The organism is Streptomyces aurantiaciflavus, assembly GCF_049808595.1.
In the GTDB taxonomy this organism is placed as follows: Bacteria; Actinomycetota; Actinomycetes; order Streptomycetales; family Streptomycetaceae; genus Streptomyces.
Genome location: NZ_JBNCAQ010000009.1, coordinates 200,013 through 213,171 on the forward strand (window position 1 = coordinate 200,013; position 13,159 = coordinate 213,171).

14 protein-coding genes are annotated in these 13,159 nt (G+C 71.9%); 7 read left to right on the top strand and 7 right to left on the bottom strand.

Annotated features, from left to right (window positions below):
* Positions 1-199: 199 nt before the first annotated feature.
* The 3 genes from ACPT94_RS13105 to ACPT94_RS13115 all read right to left on the bottom strand — a co-directional run bounded on the left by ACPT94_RS13105 (position 200) and on the right by ACPT94_RS13115 (position 5,034).
* Positions 200-1,717: a flavin monoamine oxidase family protein gene (locus ACPT94_RS13105; RefSeq protein ID WP_360334499.1), complete on the bottom strand. Its 1,518-nt coding sequence runs from the start codon at positions 1,715-1,717 to the stop codon at positions 200-202.
* A 143-nt stretch (positions 1,718-1,860) separates the two neighbouring features.
* Complete coding sequence (locus tag ACPT94_RS13110; RefSeq protein WP_360334502.1) at positions 1,861-3,045, bottom strand: flavin-containing monooxygenase; 1,185 nt, start codon at positions 3,043-3,045, stop codon at positions 1,861-1,863.
* A 348-nt stretch (positions 3,046-3,393) separates the two neighbouring features.
* Positions 3,394-5,034: a subtype B tannase gene (locus ACPT94_RS13115; RefSeq protein WP_425245882.1), complete on the bottom strand. Its 1,641-nt coding sequence runs from the start codon at positions 5,032-5,034 to the stop codon at positions 3,394-3,396.
* 183 nt (positions 5,035-5,217) lie between these two features.
* Between ACPT94_RS13115 and ACPT94_RS13120 the strand changes: the two genes are divergently transcribed.
* Genes ACPT94_RS13120 through ACPT94_RS13130 form a run of 3 tightly spaced genes read left to right on the top strand, consistent with a single transcriptional unit; the run spans position 5,218 to position 6,732 of the window.
* Complete coding sequence (locus ACPT94_RS13120) at positions 5,218-5,667, top strand: DoxX family membrane protein (RefSeq protein WP_360334508.1); 450 nt, start codon at positions 5,218-5,220, stop codon at positions 5,665-5,667.
* Positions 5,664-6,071, top strand: coding sequence for a Zn-ribbon domain-containing OB-fold protein (locus ACPT94_RS13125; protein ID WP_360334511.1), 408 nt, complete (start codon positions 5,664-5,666; stop codon positions 6,069-6,071). Before ACPT94_RS13120 ends, ACPT94_RS13125 begins: the two co-directional genes overlap by 4 nt.
* Before the next feature lie 49 nt (positions 6,072-6,120).
* On the top strand, positions 6,121-6,732 hold the full coding sequence (locus ACPT94_RS13130) for a GNAT family N-acetyltransferase (RefSeq protein WP_360334514.1): 612 nt from the start codon (positions 6,121-6,123) through the stop codon (positions 6,730-6,732).
* A 16-nt stretch (positions 6,733-6,748) separates the two neighbouring features.
* Here ACPT94_RS13130 and ACPT94_RS13135 read toward each other — a convergent pair whose 3' ends face one another.
* Genes ACPT94_RS13135 through ACPT94_RS13145 form a run of 3 tightly spaced genes read right to left on the bottom strand, consistent with a single transcriptional unit; the run spans position 6,749 to position 8,915 of the window.
* The gene (locus ACPT94_RS13135; RefSeq protein ID WP_360334516.1) at positions 6,749-7,414 is read right to left on the bottom strand and encodes a pyridoxine/pyridoxamine 5'-phosphate oxidase; all 666 of its coding nucleotides are present in this window, start codon (positions 7,412-7,414) and stop codon (positions 6,749-6,751) included.
* A 23-nt stretch (positions 7,415-7,437) separates the two neighbouring features.
* Positions 7,438-7,713: a hypothetical protein gene (locus ACPT94_RS13140; protein WP_360334518.1), complete on the bottom strand. Its 276-nt coding sequence runs from the start codon at positions 7,711-7,713 to the stop codon at positions 7,438-7,440.
* 20 nt (positions 7,714-7,733) lie between these two features.
* Positions 7,734-8,915, bottom strand: a complete 1,182-nt coding sequence (locus ACPT94_RS13145) for a thiolase C-terminal domain-containing protein (protein ID WP_360334521.1) — start codon at positions 8,913-8,915, stop codon at positions 7,734-7,736.
* Between the two features lie 200 nt (positions 8,916-9,115).
* Here ACPT94_RS13145 and ACPT94_RS13150 point away from each other — a divergent pair, with 200 nt between their 5' ends.
* Genes ACPT94_RS13150 through ACPT94_RS13160 form a run of 3 tightly spaced genes read left to right on the top strand, consistent with a single transcriptional unit; the run spans position 9,116 to position 11,295 of the window.
* A complete protein-coding gene (locus ACPT94_RS13150) occupies positions 9,116-10,315 on the top strand; it encodes an acyl-CoA dehydrogenase family protein (protein ID WP_425245883.1) in 1,200 nt (399 codons plus the stop codon).
* A complete protein-coding gene (locus ACPT94_RS13155; protein ID WP_425245884.1) occupies positions 10,312-10,785 on the top strand; it encodes a nitroreductase family deazaflavin-dependent oxidoreductase in 474 nt (157 codons plus the stop codon). Before ACPT94_RS13150 ends, ACPT94_RS13155 begins: the two co-directional genes overlap by 4 nt.
* Before the next feature lie 57 nt (positions 10,786-10,842).
* Entirely contained in the window at positions 10,843-11,295 is a 453-nt protein-coding gene (locus tag ACPT94_RS13160) for an Lrp/AsnC family transcriptional regulator (RefSeq protein WP_360334530.1), read from the top strand.
* Between the two features lie 203 nt (positions 11,296-11,498).
* Here the strand turns inward: ACPT94_RS13160 and ACPT94_RS13165 are convergent, their stop codons facing one another.
* On the bottom strand, positions 11,499-12,134 hold the full coding sequence (locus ACPT94_RS13165) for a TetR family transcriptional regulator (RefSeq protein WP_360334732.1): 636 nt from the start codon (positions 12,132-12,134) through the stop codon (positions 11,499-11,501).
* A gap of 134 nt (positions 12,135-12,268) precedes the next feature.
* Between ACPT94_RS13165 and kbpA the strand changes: the two genes are divergently transcribed.
* On the top strand, positions 12,269-13,003 hold the full coding sequence (kbpA, locus tag ACPT94_RS13170; protein WP_360334533.1) for an AfsK-binding protein KbpA: 735 nt from the start codon (positions 12,269-12,271) through the stop codon (positions 13,001-13,003).
* The last annotated feature ends 156 nt before the right edge of the window (positions 13,004-13,159 follow it).

Here is a 13,159-nt window from a genome sequence, read left to right on the forward strand (position 1 = left end):
TTGCCCAATCGATTTGGCAACCGTGTGCACATGAGGGTGCCCACGGGTGGAGCTCCTGTCAATGGCTCGTTACGAACTCTTGTCCGCCATGTGTCCTCGGCGGACGGCCCGGTGGCGTCCTGCCCCCTGTGCGGACATGCCACGGGCCGACCCCCTGAGCAGGGGCCGGCCCGTGGGCGGTCACTACGGCCGGCGGCTCCTACAGCACCGCCAGGACTTCCTTCGCCACCCGCTCGCCCGAGCGCACGGCACCGTCCATGAAGCCCATCCAGTAGGTGGAGGTCTCCGTCCCGGCCCAGTGGATGCCGCCGACCGGCCGGCGCAGGGCCGGGCCGTACTGGGTCAGGACGCCGGGCGCGGCGATGGAGACGGGGCCGCCTCGGGTGTAGCCCTCGTTGTTCCAGCGTTGCAGGACGAAGGAGGTGGGGGAGGCGGCCTTCTCGCCGAAGTACGTCGCGTAGTCCTTGAGTACGGCCGCCCTGACCTCCGCCTCACTCGCCGCGTCGTAGGCCCGCGCCTTGTCGGCCTCGATGAAGCCCATCAGCGCGCCGTAGGAGGCGTCGGGCGGGGAGTTGTCGAAGGTGGAGCTGACCACGCCGGTGTCGCTGACGACCTGGCCGTTGAGGCCGTCGGCCCGCCAGAAGGGGGTGTCGTAGACGGCGATCGCCTTGCCCACCGAGGCCATCGGCAGGCGCTGGGTGAGCTGGTCGCGGGCGGCCGGGAGGAGCGGGTCGTACGTGATGCGGGCGGCCAGCGGCGGGGGTACGGCGACGACGACCTTCCTGGCGGTGACGGTGATGCCGTCGGCCGTCACCACGTAGGTGCCGCCCGACTGGGTGATCGTGTGGACCGGGGCCTTCAGCACCACCCGGTCGCCGAGCGTGGCGGCGAGTTTGATCGGCACCAGCTGGGAGCCGCCGACGAAGCGCAGCTCCTGGGCGCCGTTGGCGGTCTCGGTGAGGCGTTCCAGGGTGCCGGGGTTCGACGCGTTGCCGGCGGCGGCGATGTAGAACAGGACGAAGAGCAGGGACAGTTCACGGGGCTCGGCCGAGAAGATCGACGTACAGGCCACGTCGAGAAGGAACTTGGCGGACGGGACGACGGCGTTGGCGCGCAGCCAGGTCTCGAAGGTCTGCCGGTCCCACTCGGCGGCCTTCGCGGCGGTCCAGGGCGCGTCGACCGGGACCTGTTTCGCCATGTCGTCGAGCGCGGCCTGCACGATCGCCGCGTTGGCCAGACCCGCCGCGTCGATCGGCGGGACCGAGCCGAGGAGGCCGTCGGTGGCGTACGGGGTCTTCTTGCCGTCCTTGTAGAGCAGGTTCTTGCCGGTGTTGTAGGTGGCGAAGGTGGCGACGCCGAGGGAGTCGGCGAGCGCCTTGATGCGGTCCTGGGTGGGGCCGATGAACTCGCCGCCGCCCTCGGTGACCCCGCCGTTGGCGAGCGAGAGGTTCACCACCCGGCCGCCGACGCGGTCGCGGGCCTCCAGGACGGCGACCGTCTTCCCGGCGGCGACCAGGTCACGGGCCGCGGTGAGACCGGCGAGGCCGGCGCCGACGACGGCGACGTCCACAGCCCGGGTGGTGGCCGCGGACGCCGTACCGGCGCCGGTCGCGGTGAGGGTGGCCGCGCCGGCGGCCACGGCGGCGGTGCCGCCGAGCAGGGAGCGGCGGGAGAGACCGTCAGGGGAGCGGCGGGAGAGCCGTCTTTCACGTGCCACGTGCGTCCTCCGTCGTGCTTCGAGCGCTGCGAGAGCGAGCGGGGGTGGAGCCGGAAAGTTGAACAGGGCTCACATTCTGGCTCCGCACGGAGGCACGGACAACGCTCCCGTCACATCTGGCACAGGTGTAACGGGCAGTGAGATCAGGCGAGTTGACGGCGTACGGCCTTGGCGATCCGCTCCGCGTCCAGCGCCAGCTCGCGGAGCGTGCCGCTGATGGGCGTGGTGAAGCCGGTGAAGTACAGGCCGGGCGCGTCCTGCGGGGAACGGGCGCCGTGGGCGACGGGGAGGCCGCGGTCGTCCAGGACGCCGAGATGACCGACGAGTCCCTCCAGGGCGCGGACGTATCCGGTGGCGGCGACGACGGCGTCCGGGGAGATGCGGGTGCCGTCGGCGAGGACGACCTTGCCGTCCTCGAAGCCGTCGACGGCGGCCACGACCTCCACCCTCCCCTTGCGCACGGCGTCGATCAGACCGACGTCCTGCACCGGGATCGCCCCCTGCCTGGCGCGGGTGTAGAGCCCGGTGTCGGGGCGCGGCAGACCGTGCGCGGAGAGGTCGGGCAGGCTCAGCGCCAGCACCCGGCAGATCCGGTCGACCAGGCCGACGGGCAGTCGGCGCACCAGGATGCCGCTGTACTGGGCGGGCCAGCCCGCGGTCGTACGGCGCACGATGTGCGGGACGGTGCGCACGGCCAGCCGTACCCGCTCGGCCCCGCTCTCCACCAGGTCGACGGCGATCTCCGCGCCGGTGTTGCCGACGCCGACGACCAGCACGTCCCGGCCGGTGTACGGCTTGCCGTCGCGGTACGCGGAGGCGTGGGCGAGGTCACCGGTGTACGCCTCCCGGCCCGGCCAGTCCGGCAGGTACGGGGTGTGGTTGTAGCCGGTGGCGACGACGACCGCCGAGCCGGTCAGCTCGCGCCCACCGGAGGCGTGCAGCAGCCAGCCGGTGCCGTCGGCGGTGCGCTCGACGCGGGAGACCTCGACGCCGGTCACGATCTCCAGCTCGTGGTACTCGGCGTACTTCTCCAGGTACCGCGCCACGTCGTCACGGGCCACCCACCGCCCGAACCTGCGCGGCATCCCCAGTCCGGGCAGGGCCGACCGGCGCCGCGTGGTGTGCAGATGCAGGCGGTCGTAGTGGCGCCGCCAGGACGCCCCGATCCGGTCGGACTTCTCCACCACGACGGCGCGTATCCCCTGGGCGCGCAGGGCGTACGCGGTGGCGAGGCCGCCCGGGCCGCCGCCGATGACGTAGACCGGGCGGTCGGCGGGGTTCGCGGTGGTGATCGCGGAGGGGTTCGCGGACGGTGTGGAGTCGGCCATGAGCGCGAGCGTAATCACGCAGCGGGTTGATGGGTCTCGGTCAAGACCGGAATTGGTTGCGGATTGATCACGCTTGGAGGAGTCATGGGTGGGGTGTGTGGCGTACGCCACCTGGTTGTGGCGTACGACGGCCTGGTTGTGACGTACGACGGCCTGGTCATGGCGTACGACGGCCTGGTCATGGCGTACGGAGTCTGGTTTTGACGTACGGCGGCCCGGTTGTGGACACGCCGTCGTGGATGTGCCGTTGGGGACACGCCGCGACGCCGGGCCCAGGCGCGCTGGGCCCGGCGTCGCGGGCGGACGGCGACCGAGGGCATGACGGGAAACGGGCGCCGCGTTCGGGGGCTACCGCTTCTCGGCCCGGTGACCCGTCACCTTCGCGATCCACTTGATGAAGTCGCCCGGGTCGGTGTTGGCGCCGTGGCCCTGGTCCCAGTAGTAGAGGTGGTTCACGTCGTCGCCGAGGGTGTGCGCGGCGGCGGCGAGGTTGGCGGACACCGTGTGCGAGGTGTCGGAGTCCCTGGTGCCGAGGCGGATCCACCAGTGCTTGGTGCGCCTGGGGTTGGCCTTCTCGACCAGGAAGTACATCGGGTTCATCAGCCGCAGCGTCTCGGGGATGTCGCTGTCGAGGCGCTTGGCGGTGAGCCCGGTGGTGTCGTTCTTCAGGCTGTACGCCGTGAAGTGGCGCGAGACGGTCGTGCCCTTGCCGAACAGGTTGTTCTCACCGGTCGACAGGTCGAAGGCGTCGAAGGCCGGGGCGGTCTTCTTGCGGGCGCCGACGTGGGTGAGGAAGTCCGTCCAGGAGAACGTGGCCTTGTCGTTCTTCCAGGTGATGAAGGGGTTGGCGGCGAGGTACGTCTCGCGCTCGGAGTCCGGCAGGCCGGCCAGGTAGGTGGTCGCCGAGGGCTCCAGGTACTGCTTGACCAGGTACGCGTCGTAGTTGCGCGCGGTGAGCCTGCCGAAGCCGCCCAGCCCCTTGAGCTTCAGGGACGCCTGGTACTCGGCGAACTGCGCCTGCAACTCCTTCGACACCGTCCGGTCGACCGTGGCGCCCGAGCCGGTGGCGTTGGCGCCCCAGTTCCACTCGTAGGCGCCGTCGGCGTGCTCCAGGTCGGTGATCGGGCACCAGGCGCCGGTCGCGAAGATCGCGTCGCTCGCGTCCGCCGCACCGATCTCCTTCAGGTACTTGTCGTACAGCGGGCTGTCGCCGGAGGCGCCGAGCAGCGAGGACAGGGCCCCGCCCGCGCTGGTGCCCGCGGAGACGATGCGCTCGACGTCGCCGGGGATACGGCCCTTGTTGGCCCGCACGTACCGGACGGCGGCCTTGAGGTCGACGATCGCGGCGGGGGCCACGCCGTAGTACTCGCCGGCGGCGTTCTTGAGCGTACGGCCGCGGGCGCCGGGCTCGACGACGACGTAGCCGGCGGCCAGGGCGAGGAGCTGGTTCCTGTTCAGGGCACCGCCGTTGGCGTTGGTGTTGCCGTTGGCGCCAGGTGCGCCGGGCGCGCCGCTCGCCGAGGCGCTGGGCGAGGCCCCGCCGGCGGCCCCGCCGCCCCCACCGGTGGGCGCGCCGGACGCGCCGACGCCGGTGGCGTCCGCGACCGAGGACGGCATGTAGCCGCCGACGGAGTTCGCGAACAGAATCGGCGCGTCGCTCGCGTCGACCGCCTTGCCGTCGATCCTGACCGGCGCGCTGACGTTCAGGCTCTGGTACTTCTCGTCCACCGGCTTGGCGACGTAGGTGACCGCCTTCCAGAAGTGGTAGGTCACCTCGTGCTGGGCGCCGTCCGTGTCCGTGACCGTGGTGGTGAGCTCGGTGTAGCCGTCCGGGTCGAAGACCAGGGACCCCGCGGAGGACGACGGGGACGAGGACGACGTCGTGCCGGCGGCCTGCGCGCTCAGGGCGACGCCGCCCACTGCCGCGACGCCGGCGGTGGCCCCGATGCCGATGACGACCGACCTGCGCTTGACTGCCCTGTGCTTCACGGTTCGACTCCCTCGCTGCTCGTGGCTTGCGTCTGTGAACGTAGCGGGAGTGCGAACGAAATTGCCAACAATCTGGGGGCATTCACGGCGGACCCACAGCTTCACGGCGGACCCACAGCTCCCTCTCATCGGATCTCCATGCGCTTCTTCCGGGATCCCGGCATCTGACGTACCGTCAGATTCATGGATGCGATCTGGCTCGACGGTGCGGAGTGGCTGGCGGTGCTGCGGATCGGGCTCGGTCTGTGGTGGCTGGAGAGCTGGCGGCACAAGGAGAAGAAGAGCTGGTTCGAGGGCTCCGGCATCGCCTGGGCGGCAGACGTCGCGGCCAAGCACCGCTGGACCGCCGTACGGTCCGGCTTCGCCGCGGTGGTGACCCCGAGGCCGCGCGTGATGGCGTACGTCGTCGTCTACGCGGAACTGGCCCTGGGCCTCGGGCTCGTACTGGGCTTCCTCACCCCGATCGCCCTGGCCGGCGGCCTGCTGCTCAACCTGCTCTACCTCGTCCTGATGATCCACGACTGGGCCGAGCAGGGGCAGAACGGGATGATGGCGCTCATCTCCGTGGTCGCGCTGGGCGGCATGGCCTGGCAGACCTGGTCGGTGGACGACGCGCTGGGGCTCTTCCGGTGAGCGCGCGGTACGACCTCCCCGAGGCCGACGCCTTCACGCGCGCGTACTGGGACGCGGCGGCGGAGGGACGCCTGCTGATCCGGCGCTGCGGGGCGTGCGGGCGGGCCCACCACTACCCGCGGGAGTTCTGCCCGTACTGCTGGAGCGAGGACGTGAGGTGGGAGACGGCGAGCGGCCGGGCAACCCTCTACACCTGGTCCGTCGTCCACCGGAACGACCTGCCGCCCTTCGGGGAGCGGACGCCGTATGTCGCGGCGGTGGTGGATCTGGCGGAGGGGCCACGGATGGCGACGGAGGTCGTGGGGGAGGGGGAGCCGCGGGCGGGGATGGAGCTCGCGGTGGCGTTCCGGGAAGGGGTGCCGGTGTTCACGCCGGAGGCGGCGGTAGGCCTGGCCGGGAGGTGACGGGAGACACCTCGGCACGCCTCCGGTCAGGCAGGTGTTCAATGACCGGATGACCGATACCCGTGACACGTACGTCTTTCCGGCCGACCTCGTCGTCCAGGGCCACGGCCTGCGCCTGCGACCGTGGGACCCCGACTCCGCCACCGATGTGGACGCCTGGCTGCGGGGGCTGGCCGACCCCGACTTCCTGCGCTGGAACACACCGCTGAGGACCGTCACGGATGCCGCCGGCGCACGGGAGTCGTTGCGGGCGAAGGCCGCGGACGCGGCGGCCGGGAGCGGTCTGAGCCTCTGCGTCACGGACGCCGATGACGGGACCGTCCTCGGGCAGATCGGTCTCAACGCGATCGACCGGATCCAGAGCGTCGCCAACATCGGCTACTGGGTCCTGCCCGAGGCGCGCGGGCGGCAGGTCGCCACCCGGTCCCTGCTGCTGGCGTCCCGCTGGGTGTTCACCGAACTCGGCCTCCACCGCCTGGAGTTGGGCCACGCCCTCGGCCACGACGCCTCCTGCCGGATCGCCGAGCGGTGCGGCTTCCTGTACGAGGGAACCCTGCGCGGCGCGATGTGGGAGGCGGGCCGCAGGGACGCCTGGCGGGACGTCCACCGCCACGGCCGCCTGGCGACGGACCCGGAGCCGGAGATCGAAGCCCTGCACTGAGCCCCGCCACGGTTCCTCAGGGCCACAGCAGCTCCCTGACCCAGTCGCCGGCCTCCTGCCGGTACCTGAGCCGCACATGCCGTCGCCGCTCCTCGCCCTGGAAGAACTCCACGGATTGCGGACGGAGCCGGTACAACGTCCATGTCGGCGACTCGGCGGCCGGGTCCCGCCGGGCCCGTTCCCAAGCCGCCTCCGACGCCCGCGCCAACTCCTCCACCGAGTCCAGGACTTCGCTCTGCCGCCCGGTCAGCGCGGCGGCCAGCGCACCCGTCGACCGGACCCGCAGGTCCGTCCGCGCCTCCTCGGGCGGGGCGACGGACACCGGTCCCCTGACGCGGACCTGCCGGCCCAGCACGGGCCAGTAGAAGGTGAGGGCCGCGTAGGGGCGGCCGGCCAGCTGACGTCCCTTGCGGCTGGTCGTGTGCGTCGCGAAGGACCAGCCCTCCGGGCCCGCGCCGTGCAGCATCACGATCCGGGCGTCCGGCAGTCCGTCCTCGTCCGACGTCGCCAGCGTCATCGTGTGCGGCTCCCGCTCGCCCGCCGCCACCACCTCGGCGAACCACTGGGCGAACAGCGTCACCGGGTCGTCCGGCGCCGAGTCCGGATCGAAGGCCGGAAGTTCCGTCACCTCCGGGTCCCACACCCGCAGTGACCTGAGCAGCTCGTGGAGATCCGTTCCCATGCCCCGAGTATCACCCGGGCCGCTCAGTCCAGGGCCCGGTACTCGGCCGGCGGATCGACCAGGTCGGGATGGTCCACCGTGTACCGGTCGCCGTGGATGACCGACATCGCCCAGTGCCACGCCTCGTCGTGGAAGACGAGCCAGCGGTACTGCTTCTCGGGCGGCTCGTAGCGGTACCAGTCCAGGGCCGCCGCCCAGGACTCCGTCAGGAGCAGACCACCGTACCGCCGCATGACCCAGGCATACCGGCGTTGCTCGGCCTGGAGGTACTCGACGTACTCGGCCTCGGTCATCGTCATGCGGCGACCATAGTCAGGCCCTACTCCCGCCCCAGGACCACCGTCCCCGACGAACAGAACCACCCCCCGGTCCCCGAAGCCACCCCCAGCCGGGGCAGCTCCCCGTCCCGCGCCCGAACCTGGCGCGCCCCCGCCTCCCCCCGCAACTGCCGCACCGCCTCCACCAGCAGGAACAGCCCCCGCATCCCCGGATGCTGGGCCGACAGCCCACCCCCGTCGGTGTTCACCGGCAGTTCCCCGCCCTCGACCCTCAGCCGCCCCTTCTCCACGAACGCCCCGCCCTCGCCCTTCCCGCAGAAGCCGAGGTCCTCCAGCGTCACCAAGGTCATGTAGGTGAAGGCGTCATAGATCTCCGCGAAGTCGATCTCGTCCGGCCTCACCCCCGCCCGCTCGAACGCCAGCCGTCCGCTCACCGCCGCCGGGGACACCGTGAAGTCGTCCCACTCGGTCAGGCTCGCGTGCGAGACGTGCTCGCCGGTGCCGAGGATCCACACCGGGGCGGTGCGGCAGTCCGCTGCGTACTCCTCGGCCGCCAGCAGGACGGCCGCGCCGCCGTCGGAGCGCAGGCAGCAGTGCAGCTTGGTGAAGGGGTCCGCGATCATCGGGCCGGACAGGACGTCGTCCACCGTCACCGGGGTGCGGAACATCGCCTCCGGGTTCAGTGCGGCGTTCGCCCTCGCCTGGACCGCCACCTGCGCCAACTGCTCGATCGTCGTGCCGTGTTCGATCATGTGGCGGCGGGCCGCCATCGCGTACTTGGCGATCAGGGTGTGCCCGTAGGGGACCTCGAACTGCAGCGGCCCGCGCGCGCCGAAGGCGAAGGTGCCCGTGCGGCGGCCCGCCCTGATGTCCGCGCGGGCCGTGGAGCCGTAGGCCAGCAGGACGGCGTTCGCGTGGCCGGCCGCGATCGCGTCCGCCGCGTGGGCCGCCATGACCTCCCAGGTCGAACCGCCCACGGAGGTGGAGTCGACCCAGGTGGGGCGCAGGCCCAGGTAGTCGGCCACCTCGACGGGGGCGAGAGTGCCCAGGCCCGCCGACGCGAAGCCGTCGACCCGCGACCGGTCCAGCCCGGCGTCCGCCAGCGCCCGCCGGGCCGCCTGGGCGTGCAGGGCGTACGGGGTCGCGTCGTCCACGCGGCCGCAGTCGGACAGGGCGACACCGACCACGGCGACCCTGCGGTTGCCCGAGGAGACGGTTGACATGGATCTGACGGTACATCAGATCTGGCGGTCCGCGGCAGGTGGCGTGCTTCCGCGGCCGCCCGCCGCAGGTGGGCGTCCCTCCGTCGCCGCCCTCGGTCGGTGGCACGTCCTTGTCGCGACCCTCCGTCGTTGTCTCTGGGCATTCCCGTCCCCCCGCCCTAATATGACGGCCCGTCAGATCGGGAAGGGGAGTGCCCTCCATGGACCCCAGCCTCACCGCCGAGCAGGACGAGATCCGCCGTACGCTGCGGGAACTGCTCCACAAACGCTCCGGCCCGCACGATCTGCGGGCCGCCCTCGACACCCCCGCCGGCCATGACCCCGCCCTCTGGGCGGCCCTCGCCGACCAGCTCTGCCTCCCCGGCCTCGCCCTCCCGGAGGCGTACGGCGGTGTCGGCTGCCCGATCACCGACCTCGCCCTCGCCTGCGAGGAGACCGGCCGCGCCCTCACCCCCTCGCCCCTCCTCGCCACCTGCGTCCTCACCGCCCCGCTCCTCCTCGCCCTCGGCACCGACGCCCAGCGCGCCTCACTCCTCCCGCGCATCGCCTCCGGCGCCCTCACCGCCACCCTCGCCGTCCCCGCCCCTGCCCTGGCCACCGCCCTCGCGCTGACCGGCGGCAACGACGGTGACTGGGCCGGGGGCGGCCGGGCGGGCGGCGTCCAGGCCCGGCGTCTCCACGATGCGTGGACGCTGTACGGCGAGGCCGCCCAGGTCCTCGACGGGCACAGCGCCGGGCTGCTCCTCGTCGCCGCCCACACCGGCGGCTTCGTCCGCTCCCGGACCCTCCTCTTCCTCGTCCCGGGGGACGCCGACGGAGTCGTCCGCGTACGGCAGACCGCCCTGGACCCGACCCGCCCGCAGGCCCGCATACAACTCCGGCACGTCAAGGCCGAGTTGCTCGGTGACAGCGAGGACCAGGACGTTCCAGCCGCCCTGTCCCGCGTCGGTGACCGCGCCGCCGCCGTCCTCGCCTGCGAGGCCGTCGGCGCCGCCGACCGCGCGCTGGAGCGGACCGTCGAGTACGTCGGGCAGCGGGAGCAGTTCGGGCGGGTGATCGGCTCCTTCCAGGCCGTCCAGCACCGGCTGGCCGACGTCTACGTGCAGCTCCAGACGGCCCGCTCCGCCGCCTACTATGCCGCCTGGGCGACCGGCCGCGGCCTCGGCGAGAAGGCGGGCGGGCTCGCCCTCGCCCAGGCCCTCCAGGCCCTGCGGACCGCCGCCGGGGAGGCGATCCAGCTGCACGGGGGCATCGGTTTCACCTGGGAGCACGAGGCCCACCTGTACTTCAAGCGGGCCGCCGGCGACGAGCTGCTGTTCGGGCCGGCGCACCGGCTGCGCGCCCACGCGGCCGACGAGGCCCGGCTGTTTCAGCAGCCCCGGACGGAGGTGGCGGTGTGATCGGCGTCCGTCTCGTGCAGAAGATCTCCTCGGCCCCGGCCTTCGCCCGGGTCGCCCCGCACGTCATCCCGGCCCTGGACCGGGCCGTCCACCGGCTCACCCGGGGAAAGGTGCTGCTCAGCGCCCAGCTCCTGCCGGGGATCGTCCTCACCTCCACCGGCGCCCGCAGCAGCCTGCCCCGCCGCACGCCCCTCGCCTGCATGCCCGAGGAGAAAGGGCGCGGCTGGATCCTGATCGGCTCCAACTTCGGCCGCCCCGGCCACCCGGCCTGGACCGCCAACCTCCTCGCCCACCCCGACGCCGAGATCAGCTGGAAGGGCGAGGACATCCCGGTCACCGCCCGGCTGCTGGAGGGGGAGGAGCGGGCGGCGGTGTGGCAGGCGGCGCTGGCCTTCTGGCCGCCGTACGCGACGTATCAGGCGCGGGTGGACCGGGAGATACGGCTGTTCCGGATCGTCCCCAGGTCCTAGCACCGGTCGCCTTCAGAAGTTTTCCGTAACCGGTGGAAACCCGGAATGATCCACCCCATGGACGACGTGGACCGGAAGATTCTTGCCGAGTTGCAGCAGGACGGGCGGCTGACCGTGACCGAGCTGGCCGCGCGGGTGCGCCTGAGCGTCTCGCCGTGTCACCGGCGGCTGCGGGAGCTGGAGCGGTCCGGGGCGATCAGCGGTTACCGGGCGATGGTGGAGCCGGCCGCCGTGGGGCTGACGTTCGAGGCGCTGGTCTTCGTCTCGATGCGGCAGGAGGACCGGGACACGGTCGCGGAGTTCGAGCGGGCGGTGGGCGAGGTCGAGCACGTCCTGGACGCGCAGCGGCTCTTCGGGGAGCCGGACTATCTGCTGCGGGTGGCCACCGCCGACCTCGCGGCCTTCCAGCGGCTCTACGACGAGCGGCTGGCGACGCTGCCGGGGGTGCAGCGGCTGACGTCCACGCTGGTGATGAAGCACGTGGTGAAGGACCGGCCGCTGCCGGCGTAGCCCAGCGGCGAGCCCGGGCCCCGGGCCGCGGGCCCCGAGCACCCCGCCGACGGGCCTCGCCCACCCGGCCGACGGGCCTCGCCGACGCGCTGGGCCTCGCAACCCCGCCCCAGGACAAAGCAAGCGGTGGTTCACGCACGTGAACCACCGCTTGCCAGACAGGACTTGGAGGTCTGGGAAAAAGAAAGGGCCGCCGCCGCGGGCTACTTCGTCGGCTTCCTGCCGGTGATGCCCAGGTACACCAACAGCGCCAGGTTGGGCTTGAGTTCAGCCTGCTTGACGCCCCACGTCTGGAAACCCTTCTGGTGCGAGGCGACCGCCGCGAGCATCGCGACGAGCGAACCGGCGATCGCGGCCGGGTTCACGTCCTTGTCGACCCGTCCCTTGGACTGCAACTCGGCGACGGCGTCCGCGAGGGAGTTGTTCACCGAGTTGAGGATCTTCATACGGAGTTTGTAGAAACGCTTGTCGCCTTCGGCGGCACCGAGGTCGACCACGCGGAGAATCGCGTCGTTCCTCTTCCAGAACTCGAGGAATCCGTCGACGAGTTCCTGCGCGGTCTGCCAGCCGGCCTTGCCGACCCAGGACCGCCCCTCGAGCAGCTCGGTCAACCCGGCGCCCTCGGCGGCCATTTGGTCGGCGATCTCCAGGACGGCGCCCTCGACGTCCGGGAAGTACTGGTAGAAGGTCGCGGGCGAAGTGCCCGCCTTCCGGGCCACATCGATGACCTTGACGTCCCGGTAGGGAGAGGAGCTGAGCATCTCACTGAGGCAGTCGAGCAACTTCTGCCGCGTCGCCTGCCCGCGTCGACCGGCAACGCGGCCGTCGACGGTACGCACTTGTCCTGTCATGCCGTCAGCTTACCGAGGGGTGATCGGAGCGCTATTCGGCCGACTGCAAATGGGGTGTGAGGTGATGCGGGGAGGGGTGTGCCTGGTCTGCGGCTTGCGTGAAGCGCCGATAGGTTGGCTGTATGGCCGAAAACAGGGCATCGGTGTACACAGAGGGATACCCGGAGGGCGTCCCCTGCTGGGTGGACGCGCAGCTTCCCGACGTGGGCGCGGGCGAGCGGTTCTACGGTGAGCTCTTCGGATGGACCTTCGAGACGGCGTACGGCGCCTCCGTGTGGGCCCGGCTCGACGGCCGGCCGGTCGCCGCGCTCGCCCACAAGACGGACGGCCGTATGCCCACCGTCTGGACGGTGTACTTCGCGACGCCGGACGCGGAGGCGACCGCCCGCCGCATCCAGGGGGCCGGCGGGCAGGTCGTCATGGCGCCGTTCCCGGTCGACGGGCTGGGCACCGCGGCCCTCGCCGCCGACCCCGAGGGCGCCGTGTTCGGCCTCTGGCAGGCGGGCAGCCACCAGGGCTTCGGCGTCCGGCACCGGCCCGGCGCCTTCGCCTGGGCCCAGCTGTACGCCCGGGACACCGAGACCGCCAACACCTTCTACGGCCACCTCTTCCACGAGGCACTCTTCGGCCCCGGCGCCGAACCCGACTTCGGCCGGGCCCCGGTCACCGACGTCTTCCCCGAGGTCATGCCGCCGCACTTCCTCGTCCACTTCGGCGTCGAGGACTGCGAGGCGGCGCTCGGCGCGGTGAGCCGGCTCGGCGGACGGGTCACGGCGGGCCCGTTCACCGCCTCGTACGGCACGGTGGCCGTCGTCGCGGACAATCAGGGGGCGTCGTTCGCGCTTCTGGAGCGATGAGCTGTAACTTTTGGCGGTAAATGGTATTGGACACCCTGATTCTCCCCGGGTTCGCAACCGAAGGCCCGGCCAGGAAGAATCGGGGTGCGTGCCGCCATGGCGGTGCGGTGGTGAGACGCTGCACTTCGGTCGCGTGCACACATGGGTGGCGCGGCT

Coding starts and splice junctions, on each gene's coding strand:
- ACPT94_RS13145 (WP_360334521.1), bottom strand. CDS start 8,915: ATGTCAACCGTCTCCTCGGGCAACCGCAGGGTCGCCGTGGTCGGTGTC.
- ACPT94_RS13150 (WP_425245883.1), top strand. CDS start 9,116: ATGGACCCCAGCCTCACCGCCGAGCAGGACGAGATCCGCCGTACGCTG.
- ACPT94_RS13110 (WP_360334502.1), bottom strand. CDS start 3,045: ATGGCCGACTCCACACCGTCCGCGAACCCCTCCGCGATCACCACCGCG.
- ACPT94_RS13160 (WP_360334530.1), top strand. CDS start 10,843: ATGGACGACGTGGACCGGAAGATTCTTGCCGAGTTGCAGCAGGACGGG.
- kbpA (WP_360334533.1), top strand. CDS start 12,269: ATGGCCGAAAACAGGGCATCGGTGTACACAGAGGGATACCCGGAGGGC.
- ACPT94_RS13120 (WP_360334508.1), top strand. CDS start 5,218: ATGGATGCGATCTGGCTCGACGGTGCGGAGTGGCTGGCGGTGCTGCGG.
- ACPT94_RS13140 (WP_360334518.1), bottom strand. CDS start 7,713: ATGACGATGACCGAGGCCGAGTACGTCGAGTACCTCCAGGCCGAGCAA.
- ACPT94_RS13135 (WP_360334516.1), bottom strand. CDS start 7,414: ATGGGAACGGATCTCCACGAGCTGCTCAGGTCACTGCGGGTGTGGGAC.
- ACPT94_RS13130 (WP_360334514.1), top strand. CDS start 6,121: ATGACCGATACCCGTGACACGTACGTCTTTCCGGCCGACCTCGTCGTC.